Below are 13,941 nucleotides of genomic sequence, written 5' to 3' on the forward strand. Positions count from 1 at the left end.
GGACGATGCCCGTAGATAATATAAAAGCTTCCGAGAAGTTTCCTTCCGGAAGCTTTATTTATTTTTATCGATGATTAGTCGATGATTTCAGTAACCTGACCAGAACCTACTGTTCTACCTCCTTCTCTGATCGCAAATCTAAGACCTACGTTAAGAGCGATTGGCTGAAGCAATTCTACAGTGATGGTCAAGTTGTCACCTGGCATTACCATTTCTACACCTTCTGGCAAGAAGATTTCACCAGTTACGTCAGTAGTTCTTACATAGAACTGTGGACGGTATTTGTTGTGGAATGGAGTGTGGCGACCACCTTCTTCTTTAGAAAGGATATAAACCTCTGCTTTGAATTTTTTATGTGGTGTTACTGAATCTTTCTTAGCGATTACCATACCTCTCTTGATGTCAGTTTTTTCAATACCTCTCAACAATAGACCTACGTTATCACCAGCTTCACCTCTATCTAGGATCTTTCTGAACATCTCAACCCCTGTAATAGTAGAAGTCAATTTTTCATCACCCATACCAACGATATCAACTGGATCACCAGTATTGATAACACCAGCCTCGATTCTACCAGTTGCTACAGTACCTCTACCTGTAATAGAGAATACGTCTTCGATTGGCATCAAGAATGGCTTATCTTGATCTCTTTGTGGTTGCTCGATCCAAGTATCAACAGCATCCATTAATTCATCTACAGTTGCAACCCATTTTGGCTCACCGTTAAGTGCACCTAGAGCAGAACCTTGGATAACTGGAGAGTTATCACCATCATATTCGTAAGTAGACAATAAGTCTCTTAATTCTAATTCAACAAGCTCTAAAAGCTCAGCATCGTCAACCATGTCAACTTTGTTCATGAATACCACGATTCTAGGAACGTTAACCTGACGACAAAGAAGGATATGCTCTCTAGTTTGAGGCATTGGACCATCTGTTGCAGCACATACTAAGATTGCTCCATCCATTTGAGCAGCACCAGTTACCATGTTCTTAACATAATCAGCGTGACCTGGACAGTCAACGTGAGCATAGTGACGGTTTTCAGTTTCGTATTCAATGTGTGAAGTATTGATAGTAATACCTCTTTCTTTTTCTTCTGGTGCAGAGTCAATCGCAGAGAAATCTCTTTTCTCAGCAAGACCTTTATCAGCTAATACTTTACTGATCGCAGCAGTTAAAGTAGTTTTACCATGGTCAACGTGACCAATAGTACCAATGTTCAAGTGGGGTTTGTTACGATTAAACGTTTCCTTTGCCATGACTTTAATATTTAATTATTTACAATTCAATTTTTAGGTGTGCAAATATAGTGATTTTTTTAATACCAAAATATTTTTTGATATTTTTTTTAAAAATTCACCAACATTAAGACCTATTTATTTTTCAGATGCAAATTTACAAAAAAAATTCACTTTCGAAAACTTATTATTAATTACTTCGCATTTATTCGAAAGATTAAGCTTTTTTTAAGTTTAAGTTTAACCTAAAACGACAAATAAGAAATCATTTATAATCCCATTATCGTGCTCTAATAAAGGTTTTCGACAATATTACTTCTTTCTTTCAAAATAATTGATTTAAAATTAAAACTAAAACCACGGTTATCAAACAAAAGAATAACCTAGCCTATTACGAAATAAAAGGAATTCAAAAACCGTAGAAAGTCTAGAAAACTTAAAAAAGCCAACTTCAAAACAAGCTTAACTAAACTTAAAATAGATTCGTAGTTAAATCAATTTAACACTAAATAAATTCTTGACTTAAATAAATTCCAGAAAGCTTCTGTATTTAATTTAAAAAAAATGCCCCAGAATTAAAATAACTCTGAGACATTCGCTATAAAGAGAGAAATGAAATTTTTTACTCGGTTATTGCTTCTTCTTCCTTTTTACGGTTAAAATACCAGAAGAAAATTGGAGAAACAACCAATGTAACAATCGTAGAGGTCATAAGTCCTCCAATAATTACAATTGCTAATGGCTTTTGCGATTCTGATCCAATTCCAGTTGAAATCGCAGCAGGAAATAAACCAATAATCGCAATTAAAGCTGTCATAATAACAGGTCTTGTTCTGGCATGGACACCATCGATAAGTGATTGCGCCAAGGATTTACCCATCTGTAGATTCTTATGAAACTCAGAATTTAGGATAACACCATTCTGAATACAGATTCCGAAAAGAGCAATAAAACCTACTCCGGCAGAGATACCAAAATTCATATGTGTTGCGAATAATGCCAAAATACCACCGACAAGTGCAAAAGGAACATTTGCTAAAACCAGCAACGAATCTTTAATCGTTCCAAACATGATGAATAAAAGAATGAAAATCCCAGCAATACTCATTGGTACAACTTGCGCCAATCTTTTACTTGCACGTTGTTGGTTTTCGAACTCCCCTGTCCACACATCGCTGTAACCTTCTGGAAGTTCAACTTTTTGATGGAATTCTTTTTGAGCATCCGAAATCGTACTTCCCAAATCGCGATCACGCACCGAAAACTTGATACCGATATAACGTTTCATCTCATCACGGTAAACGAAAGCTGCACCAGTCTTCATCCCAATCGTGGAAATCTGACGCAACGGCACTTTTGAAGTCCCATCCGTTGTTGGCACCATTAGATTCCCGATGTCATCCATATCTTTACGATAATCTTTGTCATATCGAACTCTGACATCAAACTTCATATCACCTTCATACAACTCCGTCCCTACAACACCTCCAACTGCCATTTGCAAACTCGCTTGCGCATCGGACTCTTGGACGCCAAACATTGCCATTTTATTTCTGTCAAGGATAACATTAACCTCTGGCTGACCCACATTTTTAAGAATACCAACATCGGCAACACCATCTACATCTTTAATAGAATTAAGCGCCTGTTCTGCAAGTTTATCCAATCTATTAAGATCTGGTCCATAGATTTTAATAGCATTATTTGCCTTAATACCAGCGGCAGCTTCGGCAACGTTATCGGAAATAGGCTGCGCATAATTGTACAAAATACCTTGATGCGTTTTTAATTTCTTATCAACATCTTGGATAATGTCGTCCATACTGCGGTGCCATTCGTCTTTTGGTTTTAGATCAACTTGAAACTGAATAAAGTTAAATCCATTCGGGTCTGTACCGTCATTAGTACGTCCCTCCATAAAAACCACATGTCGAACCTCTGGAAATGATCGAATATCTTTTGACAAAACTTCCGCCATTTGCACACTGTATTCCTGCGAGCTACTCATTGGTAAATTTGCTGTCACCCACAAAGAGCCCTCATTTAATTGTGGTAAAAACTCGGTTCCCATAAATTTGAACGAAATCAAAGTTGTCACCAAAATTGCCAAACTTATAATTGTTGTCAGCTTCTTGTTTTGGAATGTCCACTTAAGAGCGCGTTGTACAAGGCTGTTCCAAAATTCCACAAAAGGATTTCGCTTTTCGACGATATTCTTTTTTAATAACAAATGACACATCACTGGCACCAAAGTCAAAGTAAATATCAAAGACCCTAGCAAGGCAAATCCAAATGTATAAGCCAAAGGACTAAACATCTTCCCTTCAACCTTCTGAAAAGAGAAAATAGGAATCAGCGCCATGATGATGATTAATTGGGCAAAGAAAATATTCTTTCCTATCTCAGAAGCTGTTCCTTTGATCCATCCACCTTTGGAAGCTTTGTTAAAGCGCTCCATTCCCATCTTCATTGCCCTATGATCCAGCATAACGAATATTCCCTCGACCATGACGACGGCACCATCGATAATAATTCCAAAATCGATTGCACCTAATGATAATAGATTCGCTTCGAGGCCTTTTAACTTAAGACATAAGAACGCAAACAATAAAGAAAGTGGGATAATAATCGACACAATAACCGTTGTACGCCAGTTGGCCATGAAAATAATAACCATAACAGTTACCAGCACAATTCCTTCTACAAGGTTATGCGAAATGGTATGTGTACAATAATCGATTAGATTTTGACGGTCGTAGATACACTGGATTTCTACACCTTTAGGTAATATTTTTTTATTAAGTTCGTCGACTTTTGCTTTCAGACGTCCTAGTACTTCTGTAGGGTTCTCACCTTTTCGCATCACAACGATCCCAACAACAACATCGTTATTAACATCATCATAACCAGCTTGCCCAAAACGAGGAAGTCCTCCGATGCTGACATTAGCAACATTCTTTACCAAAACTGGATTTCCGTTAAAAGTCGTGATAATAATATTTTCGATATCCGAAACAGAATTAAGCAAGCCCAAACCTCTTACCACAAATGCTTGGTTATTCTTCTCGATGATGTCCCCTCCAACATTCACGTTACTACCATTAACTGCTTGGTAAACCTGAGCCGAAGTAATGCCATATTTTTCTAGTGAACGAGGATCGAGGTTAACATTGTAAGCTTTGGTAACGCCACCAAAAGTATTGATATCTGCAACGCCAGGCACGCCTCGAAGGTTACGATCGATAACCCAATTCTGCAAAGTTTGCAAATCTCGCGAGTTATGATCTTTACTTTTTATGATATAACGGTAAATCTCTCCCGTTGGTCCATAAGGTGGTTGTACATCAGGATCAACACCATCAGGAAGACTAACACTTCGCAATAGGTTATTAACCTGATTTCTCGCAAAAGGATCATCAACATCGTCATCAAAAATGATTTTAACAACTGAAAGTCCAAACATTGTTTGGCTTCGTACATTCAGTTTTTTCTGAAGCGGTTGCATTGCAATTTCAATTGGCGTCGTTACCAATCTCTCGACTTCCTCAGCGCTTCGTCCAGGCCATTGAGAAATAATGGTAATCTGCGTATTGGTAACATCTGGAAAAGCATCAATCGCCATGGACTGATATGAGAAGAAACCTCCCAAAGTCAAAACTCCAACTAAGAAAAACGTAAAAACCTTATTCTTAAGAGAGAAGCCTATAATATTTTTTATGATTTTATTCATCACTTTAATTATTAATAGTTGTGGAATACATGGACTAACAACCTATTAATTGTTCATCGATTGATAGATTAACAACTGGTTGGTAGCCACAACTTTTTCACCATCCATAAGACCATCTTCAACATAAGTTGTATCACCACTTTGCTTCAGAATTCTTATTTCTCTGATTTTAACATCTGATCTCGATTTGTATACAACTACAAAATATCTGTTATTATCAAAAATCACAGACTTTGATGGAATTGCAATTGAGGTTTTATCAAGTGTATTTTCCACTTTGATAGTCGCCTTACTTTCGGGTACCAACAATCCTTCTGTGTTATCTAGCACCACACGCGCCTGCATCGAGTTGGTTTGTGGATCAATAATTTTAAAAATCTTATCAATCTTACCGTAGAATAATTTGTCAGGATAAGACAATGTCGAAACTTCAGCCTTCATCCCAAGACTAATTTTATCAATATCAGATTCGTTGATATTCATAATCGCCCAAACATCTTTTGTATTGGCAACATCAAAAATATTATCTGTTCTGTCACTACGAAGCTGCATATCTTTATTAATATTCTTTTGCACGACATAACCATTGATAGGTGCCACCACCGAATAGATGTTTCCGTTTCTCACATTATAAACCTGACTTACCGCTTGTGCTCTTCGTAGATTATCTTCCGCTTTGTTCATTTCGCTTCTTGCTGTCAAGACATCACTATTTGTATTTAGTTTTCCCTCATACATTTCTTGGGCAACGCGCAAGTTATTCTTAGCAACTGCAAGATCATTTCGCGCATCATTAAGATCTTTTTGAAAACCTGCAACTTCGGTACTTCGGATGGTTGCCAAAACTTGCCCTTTGTGTACATAATCTCCCAGCTCCGCATTCACGGTTAATACATTTCCGCCTACCAAAGGATAGATATCGATATAACTATTTTTGTCCGCAGAGATTTTTCCAAAGAAGCTCATTTGATCTTTGATGTACTCTTTACGAGCTTCGGCAAAAGTTGTTGATTTTAACATCTCATTGCTAATTTCATAACCTTTTGTCACGACTTCTTGTTTCTTAGGCGCTTCTTTACTACAAGCAACAAGAGCCATAGCTGTCATTATATATAAAATTGTCGTTTTCATGTTAATAGAAAATTTTAGTTTGAGTTATATGGTTGATTTCTTCTGCCGAAATCATAATTTGTTTTTTCATCTCCAAAATACGCAACACCGTTTCCTTGTAGCTATCTGTAAAATCCGTGAACTCTATTAAGCTAATATTGCCTTTTCTAAAGTTGCTCAGAATACCTTGATATACCGTTTCTAAATCAGCAGCATCTTGGGGTTCGATTTTATAATAAAGGTCATATTGATTTTGCCAAGTCTGATAAGCTGCGTCAATTTGCGTTATAAGACCTTGCTTCTTCATATCCACCGTTTTTTCATTTTGTTGAATCTGGTATTCGGCTTTCTTTACATTACCATTATTTTGCTTCCATAATGGAATAGGAATCCCCACTGAAAAATTAATTTCGTTTTGGAAGATACCTCCGTTTTGATTCCATCCCGCGCCAACCGTCAAATCTGGAATATTCAAAGATTTTTGCCATTTTAGCATCGACTTAGCATTGTCAATCCCTTTAACCGCTCCCAAATAATCTGCATTATTTTCTAAAGCCGAATTTTTGATTTCATCTAAATTAATTGAGGGTTGCATTTTCATAAGTTGATCCGCTTCTGTCTCCGAGTAATCGGCAACAATAGGATCATCAACACCTGTGAAAACTTTAAGCGCTTGTTGTTGTTGTAGAATATTGTTGAGGATATCATTCTTATCATTGCTAAGACCAATAACCACAGCTTGCAGTCGCACTTCATCTTTCAGAGAGATATTTCCCTTTTTCGTTTGGACTTTGTAGGCTTTTAGCAAGTCTGCCATATAATCCAATTGAGTCTGCACGCTTTTCTGCTTTTTTTGTTCAAAATATAAAGCATAATAAGTTTCTTTCATTTGGGATTTAAGATCAGCCAACAACTGGTTGAATTGTAACTGACTTAACTCTTTATTGGATTTTGCAAAATCAACTTCATTTTTCTTTTTGCCACCCAAGTATATCAGCTGTTGGATAGTGGCATTTTTCGATTGTCCAACATGCATAAATTGTTTGTTTTGGGGATCATAAGCATTAGCACCAAAACTTGCCTGTGGCAAATCCCAAATCTTAGCTTGCATAATATCGGCATCCGCCATATTGATATTATATTGTTGAGCTAGCAATTGCAAATTGTTCGCGCGGAATGCTGCTTCACATTCTTCCAATGTCATTTTTTGCTGCGCTCCCAACATCGAACCGACCACCAAAAACAAATATTTAACATTTCTCATCTCACAATATTTTACGCAAAAAAGCAGCATTTAACTTAAATCCTCCTTAAAATGGACTTAAAATATGATTAAATTATTACAGAGCGCAACCTACAACAAGCTACAACTCATTGCAAATCAAAATATTAATAAACAAAAAAAGAGGTTTAGGAAAATAAATATTAAAAATTAGAATCGAATCTTGAAAAGGTTTTCACTATCCGATTTTGCCGTGTAGACAATGCCTGCGTTGTGGTATTCGAGAATACGGCGTGTAATACGCAAGCCAAGACCAGAACCTGTCGTATTAAGTGAGTTGTCGCCACGCATAAAAGCATCAAAAAGTCGTTGTTGCTCCTCTTTGCTTAAGGTTTTTCCTTTCGACAAAACATCGACAACCAAATGCGAAGATTCTTCGCGAATGTAAATATTAGCTTTGCAATCTTCCGAGTAGATTGCCGCATTTTTTAGCAAATTTGTAAAAACGATTTCTAACAATGATTTAACACCATGTAATTCCAAAATGTCAAGATCCTGAATGTCATCAGAAATTTGAAAATCCATCTGAAAGTTCGGAAAGCTTTTCTCAACACTTTCAAACGATTCAAAAATGACTTCGTCTATTCTTATCAGTTCAAAAATACTTTTGATGTTTTCTTTATCAAACTTTGTTAGTAGCAATAAAGAGTTGGTTAACTCTGATAATTGGCGAACATCGGCTTGTATCCTTTTTAAAGAAAGCAAAACCTCATCATCAAGCTTCTGAAACTTTATTAAATTCTCCAACTGAAAAGACATTCTCGTCAAAGGTGTTCTGATCTCATGCGAAGCACTGGCTGTAAAATCTTTCTGCGATTGGAAAACATCGTTAAGACGTTTTATCATGGTGTTAAAAGATTTTGTGAGGATGCTTATTTCGTCCTGCGCATTTTTTTCAGGAATCTGCGTCGTTAACTTATGTGCGGTAATCTCCGAAACTTGCTCATTGAACTCTTCCAAAGGTTGTAAGAATTTTGCCACAACATAATAACAAAAGAACCACAAAATGACAACGCTCGCACAATAAGAAAAAATTAAGAGATACTTTAAGAATTGTAATTTCGAATTTCCATTAACATCGACTGCTGTCGTCAAGATATAATACTTATTATCTTTAATGTCAAGCACCGCCGCATAGATTTCGGGAGTTGTGCTTTCGTCGTAGATTACTTTTTTTCGATCCAACTGCTCGAGAAGATCGGCGTCCCAAGTTACATTTTGATCTTTAATGGTGCTGTAGATAAGCTTTTTGTTACCATTAAAAATTAAAATCTTTTCGTTAAGTAAAACATTGTCAGAGTTTTCGTCAAAAAATAAAGGCGCTTCTTCCTCAAAATTTTTAGACTTTTCGATAAAGTTGATTGTAAAATCAAGACGTTTTCTAAACCGTTCCTTAAACTCGTCTTTCCTGAAGCCATTAAACAAAATATAGATCACAATCATCACCAACCCAAACAATATTGAAAAGGCAAAGCTGAGATTGAAAGCTATCTTCCGTTTTAGCGTCATCTATTGTACAAGACTTAGATAATATCCAAAACCGGAACGTGTGTGGATAAGTTTTACAGGAAAGTCTTTATCAATTTTCTTGCGTAAAAAATTGATATACACTTCAACAGTATTGGTATTCGTACTGAAATTATGTTCCCAAACTTGCTCTGTTATTTGCTGTTTAGAAACCGTTCTGCCTTGTGCCTCTGCCAAAAAAACCAATAATTGAAACTCTTTAACAGTCAAACTAATTTCTTGATCGCCACGGAAAACTTTATGATCGGTTTTGTTGATTCGCAAATCCCCAATGATAATTGAATCTTCGGCAGCTGCATCTGTCGGCACTTTTCGACGAAGTAAAGAGTTAATGCGAAGCAACAATTCTTCGAACTGGAAAGGCTTTACAAGATAATCATCTGCTAGACGATTATACGCCTCCTTTTTGTCCGATAACTCGCCATAAGCAGATAGAATAATAATTGGCGTCGTTTTGTCGTGAGAACGCACCGTTTCGCAGACTTCGAGTCCATTAATCTTCGGAACATTAATATCTAAAAGATAAATATCGTAATGTTTTCCTTCTGCCTGTTCTAGGAAAGCTTCACCATCGTAAACCTTATCACATTGGAAATCGTTAGAAGTCAAAAACTTGCAGAGTTCTGCAGATAACACCAAATCGTCTTCAAGAATTAATACTTTCATCCAAAAATTTTTTATGAATTTAAACAAAATACGGACATAAAAAAAATCCTAGGGCAAATTTAGAATTTTGAATGGACTATCTACAAAAGCTTTCTTCCAAAATAGTCTTGCCAAACAAAAAAATCTGTTTTTTTCTAAGAACCGAATTCTATAACGGAAATGACCGAGATGTTCGTACTTGCAAGGAATAATATATTATTGACTTTTTATAAACGAAGCATAAAACATAATAGCACCAACTGGAATAACAATTAGCAAACCTACAGCCGCACCAATAATACGAGCTGTGGCACGTCCGAGGTAACGACTGATTTGTCCCGCACTCCAATTACTCTGATAACTTCGGTCTGGTGCATAAAGCCAATCCCAATTTTTAATGGCACCCAAAACTAAAAAAACACCAACAGCCAACAACGACACTGATAGTATTTTACCAAAAGCACCAGGATTACTATGCATCCAACTTTTTATTTTGTCTTCATCCATGTTATCTTTTTTAAATTCAGTTATTGGAAATTATATTTGACTAATTATAAATTCAAGCTTATTCCTCAATTGTAGTAAAACATTCTTTTCAAAACCAATGTTTGCAAAATCTAAAAATCTAGTGCAAGCGTTATACTTTGAATCTATAATCATTATAAAACTTAATCTCTCACAAAAACCAAAGAGAACAAAATGGTTTTTGTTTGTTATACGAGCGAGACGCTCGCATCAGCTACAGAATTTTACTTGTCTATAAATTCTATTTTTAAAAACTCTAAAGCATCATAAGTACTCAAGCCAATTAAATATGCAATCTCATTTTGGTCAATTGTGTAATCAAAAATGCTTTGCGGCATCACAATTTTACTTTGAGTTCTCTTAAGCTGTTTACATGTGCTTGAGAAGTATTTTTCATTAAGAATATATTTTTTGTCACGCTCTCGCACATAAAGCATCAAATAAATACTTTCGTTCACCTTATAAAGATAGCAATTTTTGTCTCCAGACACATCTCCCCAAACATTCCCATTATCAATAAAAACCGACAACATTCCTTGATAGGCTGTATTAGCAGGAATCTCCTTGTCAATTATTATATTTGAAACTTTAAAATCAACAATGACAAATAGAGGCTCATCATTATAATAATTAGCTTTTATTGTAGATGAAGTTTGAACAAACTTTATAACGTTTTCAATTTTTTGCACAACTGAGTTATTTGTTATAAACTCGCTAATATTATTATCCTGAGCGTAATTAAACGAGAAAAGTGAAACAAATATTACTAATATAATTTTTTTCATATTCTTAGGAAATATGCCTTCAAATTTGACACTTAATTCTCAACCTATTTTTCTAATACCTACTATATAAAACTTAACTTTTAATTTCACTATTTATCGACTGCATGAAAATAGTGTGAAAAAAGTATTTTTTTAGGCACTTAACAAAGTAAAAATAATAAAATGGAGAATAAGGAGCAAAACAAAAAAAACCGCTGGAAAAGCGGTTTGTGTGGAGAGCCAACAATGAGATTTGAACTCACGACCTCTTCCTTACCAAGGAAGCGCTCTACCCCTGAGCTATGTCGGCTTGGATAAAAAAAAATCACATTCCAAAAGTGGTTTGTGATTTTAATTGAGCGGAAGACGGGGGTCGAACCCGCGACATTCAGCTTGGAAGGCTGACGCTCTACCAACTGAGCTACTTCCGCAATTTTGTTTCCAAAAATGTTGGTAACGGCTGCAAATTTAAAATAAATTTTTGAATTTGCAAATAATAAAAATGTGGGGAGAGCAGGATTCGAACCTGCGAAGCCGAAGCAACTGAGTTACAGTCAGTCCCATTTGACCGCTCTGGAATCTCCCCAGTATTTTTTATTAGAGCCTCCAGAGGGATTCGAACCCACGACCCCGAGATTACAAATCACGTGCTCTGGCCAACTGAGCTATGGAGGCATTTTTTATTTTAAGAACTCTTATCTTGCTTTGGTTAAGCGGTTGCAAATATAAAACTTATTTTTTAATTTCCAAAAACTTTTTGAAGTTTTTTTTATTTTTTATTTTTTCTGACTTTTTGCAAAGCCTTATAAAAACTGAGGATTTCAAAAAACTTTCGTTCTGTTTTGCGAGTGCAAATATAACGCAGTTTTATTGAAATCCCCAAATTTTTTATTAAGTTTTTTCAAACTTTTTTTTATGCCATTTCTTTTCTCTTGATTAACAATTTCTTAGCAGTGTCCGCGCAAAGGTCTAGGCTTTCTTCAAAGCTTGCACAAGTCTTCTTAACAACGATGTCATCTCCCGGAATTTTTACGATAAGCTCCGTGGTTTTGTTTTCTTTGTCGGAAGTATTTTCTACTTTCAAGAATACTTGACACTCGACAATTTTGTCATAAAACGTATCTAGTTTGTTTAATTTGTTTTCAATTCTTTCTTCTAATGGTTCGTGAGGCGTTAAGCCCATTGCCTGAACTGTGATTTTCATAACAACATTTTTTTTTGAAAATTAATATTATGGATGTGACGGTGTATCACATTCTTCCTATTTTTTTTGCGCCCTTGGATGCGCTTTGTTAAAGACCTTCTTCAATTCTTCTATATTAGCATTCGTATACACCTGCGTTGATGCTAGACTAGAATGTCCCAAGAGTGTTTTTACTTTAGAAATTTCGGCACCGTTGTTCAAAACGTGAGTAGCAAAGCTATGTCTAAGAATATGCGGACTTCTCTTTTCTTTCGTAGTAACAAGACTAAGGTACTTATTTACCACCGAATAAACAAATCTTTCGCCGAGTTTTTTACCCTTTTTGTTGACAAAAAAATAAGTTTTACTTTCAGCATCAGGACATCGTACTTCGGCATAATTTTGGAGTTCTTTTTGCAATTTTTTAGAAATCGGAACAATGCGCTGTTTGTTTCCTTTTCCGATAACTTTGAATTCCGACTTTGTAAAATCGACATTCTCGAATAGCAAATTACACAATTCTGCCTTTCTCATGCCTGTCTGGTACAAAGTCTCTATAATCAACTTTTCTAATAAAGGCATTGTTGCTTTATCCTCCACTTGTTCTTGTAAAGTTGTCATCTCGTCCAAAGAAAAGGGCTGTTGCTTTTCTGCATAGAATTTGAGCGAGGAAATACTTTCCATAGGCGAGACTTTAATTTCGCCTATTCTGAGCAAATACACGTAAAAACCGCGCAAAGATGACAGCTTGCGGTTGATACTTCGTTTACTAAGCTCTTTCTCGCTAAGATAGACGATAAAGTTGCGAACGACTTTCTTGTTAATCGTACGAAGGTCTGTGGTGGCTTCGGTTTCGAGACAAAAGCTCAGAAAGTCTTCGATGTCTTTTTGATAGGATGTTATGGTATGTGCGGAATATCGTTTTTCGATACGGATGTAATCCAAGAATTTTTCTAACATCTGAATATTGGTTGGGTATAAAAACAAAAAATCACTCTCAAATATACGAATTCGAGAGTGATGTGTATGTGTTGCCTAAAATATATCTTAAGCTTGTTCTTCTTTGCTAAGTAGTCTTTGCTTATGAGCTGCTTTTGCTAAAGCTTGTCTGTTAGTTACAGAAGGTTTAATAAATTGTTGTCTTGCTCTTAGTTTACGAACAACACCTGTTTTATCAAATTTTCTTTTGTACTTTTTTAAAGCTCTGTCGATAGACTCTCCGTCTTTTACTGGAATTATTAACATATTTTACATCTCATTTTGAGTTGCAAAAATAAAACTATTTTTTGAATCTGCAAATTTTATTTTCTTTTTTTGAAGAATTTTTATCAAATCCACGGATCTCGCGTGAGCGATGTTAGCGGAAATCCTTTGGCTTGGCGCGAGGCGGCGGAGCGTAGCAGAGCCGTCCGAGCGTCAAGCTAAAGATTGTAGCGGACGTAGCGACCCAAGCGAGGAACTTGAGGTGCGTAGCGAAGCAAGCACCAAAAGTTACCGAGCGAAGGGAAACGCCATAAAAAAACTCCCAATAAAATCGGGAGTTAATTATTTATGCTTTGATGTACATTGCTTTTTTAATTTCAGCTTTTACAGTTTCTAGTTTCGGGAACCATTCTGCAAATAATGCTGCTGAATATGGCGCTGGCGCATCTGGCGTCGTAATTCTCTTAATTGGAGCATCCAAATAATCGAAAGCTTTCTGCTGAACCATATATGTAATTTCTGAAGCAACTGATCCAAATGGCCAAGCTTCTTCTAAAATCACCAATCTGTTTGTCTTTTTAACCGAAGCTAAAACAGTTTCGTAATCCAAAGGACGAACAGTTCTAAGGTCGATAACCTCTACAGAAATACCTTCTTTTTCTAAATCTGCTGCTGCTTGCATCGCCAACTTCATGATTTTACCGAAAGAAACCAAAGTCACGTCTTTACCT

General features: G+C 36.1%; 12 protein-coding genes and 4 tRNA genes. All 16 read right to left on the bottom strand.

From position 1 onward, the window contains the following. Nucleotides 1-74 precede the first annotated feature (74 nt). Complete coding sequence (tuf, locus tag Q1V95_RS06155; RefSeq protein ID WP_300671716.1) at nucleotides 75-1,262, bottom strand: elongation factor Tu; 1,188 nt, start codon at nucleotides 1,260-1,262, stop codon at nucleotides 75-77. Nucleotides 1,263-1,863: 601 nt separating this feature from the next. Beyond that, complete coding sequence (locus Q1V95_RS06160) at nucleotides 1,864-4,971, bottom strand: CusA/CzcA family heavy metal efflux RND transporter (protein ID WP_300671719.1); 3,108 nt, start codon at nucleotides 4,969-4,971, stop codon at nucleotides 1,864-1,866. Nucleotides 4,972-5,016: 45 nt separating this feature from the next. Beyond that, nucleotides 5,017-6,102: an efflux RND transporter periplasmic adaptor subunit gene (locus Q1V95_RS06165; RefSeq protein ID WP_300671722.1), complete on the bottom strand. Its 1,086-nt coding sequence runs from the start codon at nucleotides 6,100-6,102 to the stop codon at nucleotides 5,017-5,019. Between the two features lies 1 nt (nucleotide 6,103). Next, nucleotides 6,104-7,345, bottom strand: coding sequence for a TolC family protein (locus Q1V95_RS06170; protein WP_300671724.1), 1,242 nt, complete (start codon nucleotides 7,343-7,345; stop codon nucleotides 6,104-6,106). 168 nt (nucleotides 7,346-7,513) lie between these two features. After that, nucleotides 7,514-8,872: a histidine kinase dimerization/phospho-acceptor domain-containing protein gene (locus Q1V95_RS06175; RefSeq protein WP_300671727.1), complete on the bottom strand. Its 1,359-nt coding sequence runs from the start codon at nucleotides 8,870-8,872 to the stop codon at nucleotides 7,514-7,516. Next, a complete protein-coding gene (locus tag Q1V95_RS06180; protein ID WP_300671730.1) occupies nucleotides 8,873-9,556 on the bottom strand; it encodes a response regulator transcription factor in 684 nt (227 codons plus the stop codon). It abuts the gene before it with no gap. 195 nt (nucleotides 9,557-9,751) lie between these two features. Beyond that, nucleotides 9,752-10,042 carry an immunity 17 family protein gene (locus Q1V95_RS06185; protein WP_300671733.1) on the bottom strand — a complete coding sequence of 97 codons (291 nt, stop codon included), beginning with the start codon at nucleotides 10,040-10,042 and terminating at the stop codon, nucleotides 9,752-9,754. 242 nt (nucleotides 10,043-10,284) lie between these two features. Then, nucleotides 10,285-10,845, bottom strand: coding sequence for a hypothetical protein (locus Q1V95_RS06190; protein ID WP_300671736.1), 561 nt, complete (start codon nucleotides 10,843-10,845; stop codon nucleotides 10,285-10,287). Between the two features lie 217 nt (nucleotides 10,846-11,062). After that, nucleotides 11,063-11,134, bottom strand: a tRNA-Thr gene (locus tag Q1V95_RS06195). Between the two features lie 48 nt (nucleotides 11,135-11,182). After that, a tRNA-Gly gene (locus Q1V95_RS06200) sits at nucleotides 11,183-11,255 on the bottom strand. Between the two features lie 74 nt (nucleotides 11,256-11,329). After that, nucleotides 11,330-11,410, bottom strand: a tRNA-Tyr gene (locus Q1V95_RS06205). Between the two features lie 15 nt (nucleotides 11,411-11,425). Continuing rightward, nucleotides 11,426-11,499, bottom strand: a tRNA-Thr gene (locus tag Q1V95_RS06210). A gap of 238 nt (nucleotides 11,500-11,737) precedes the next feature. Further along, complete coding sequence (locus tag Q1V95_RS06215) at nucleotides 11,738-12,028, bottom strand: HPF/RaiA family ribosome-associated protein (RefSeq protein WP_079667283.1); 291 nt, start codon at nucleotides 12,026-12,028, stop codon at nucleotides 11,738-11,740. 57 nt (nucleotides 12,029-12,085) lie between these two features. Then, a complete protein-coding gene (locus tag Q1V95_RS06220; RefSeq protein WP_300671743.1) occupies nucleotides 12,086-12,967 on the bottom strand; it encodes a tyrosine-type recombinase/integrase in 882 nt (293 codons plus the stop codon). Between the two features lie 87 nt (nucleotides 12,968-13,054). Continuing rightward, entirely contained in the window at nucleotides 13,055-13,252 is a 198-nt protein-coding gene (rpsU, locus tag Q1V95_RS06225) for a 30S ribosomal protein S21 (RefSeq protein WP_300671746.1), read from the bottom strand. 304 nt (nucleotides 13,253-13,556) lie between these two features. Then, nucleotides 13,557-13,941, bottom strand: a 385-nt coding sequence (locus Q1V95_RS06230; protein WP_300671749.1) for a transketolase C-terminal domain-containing protein, incomplete at its 5' end; no start/stop codon positions are given.

Origin of the sequence: Soonwooa sp. (assembly GCF_030151385.1) — a bacterium.
Taxonomy (GTDB): Bacteria; Bacteroidota; Bacteroidia; order Flavobacteriales; family Weeksellaceae; genus Soonwooa.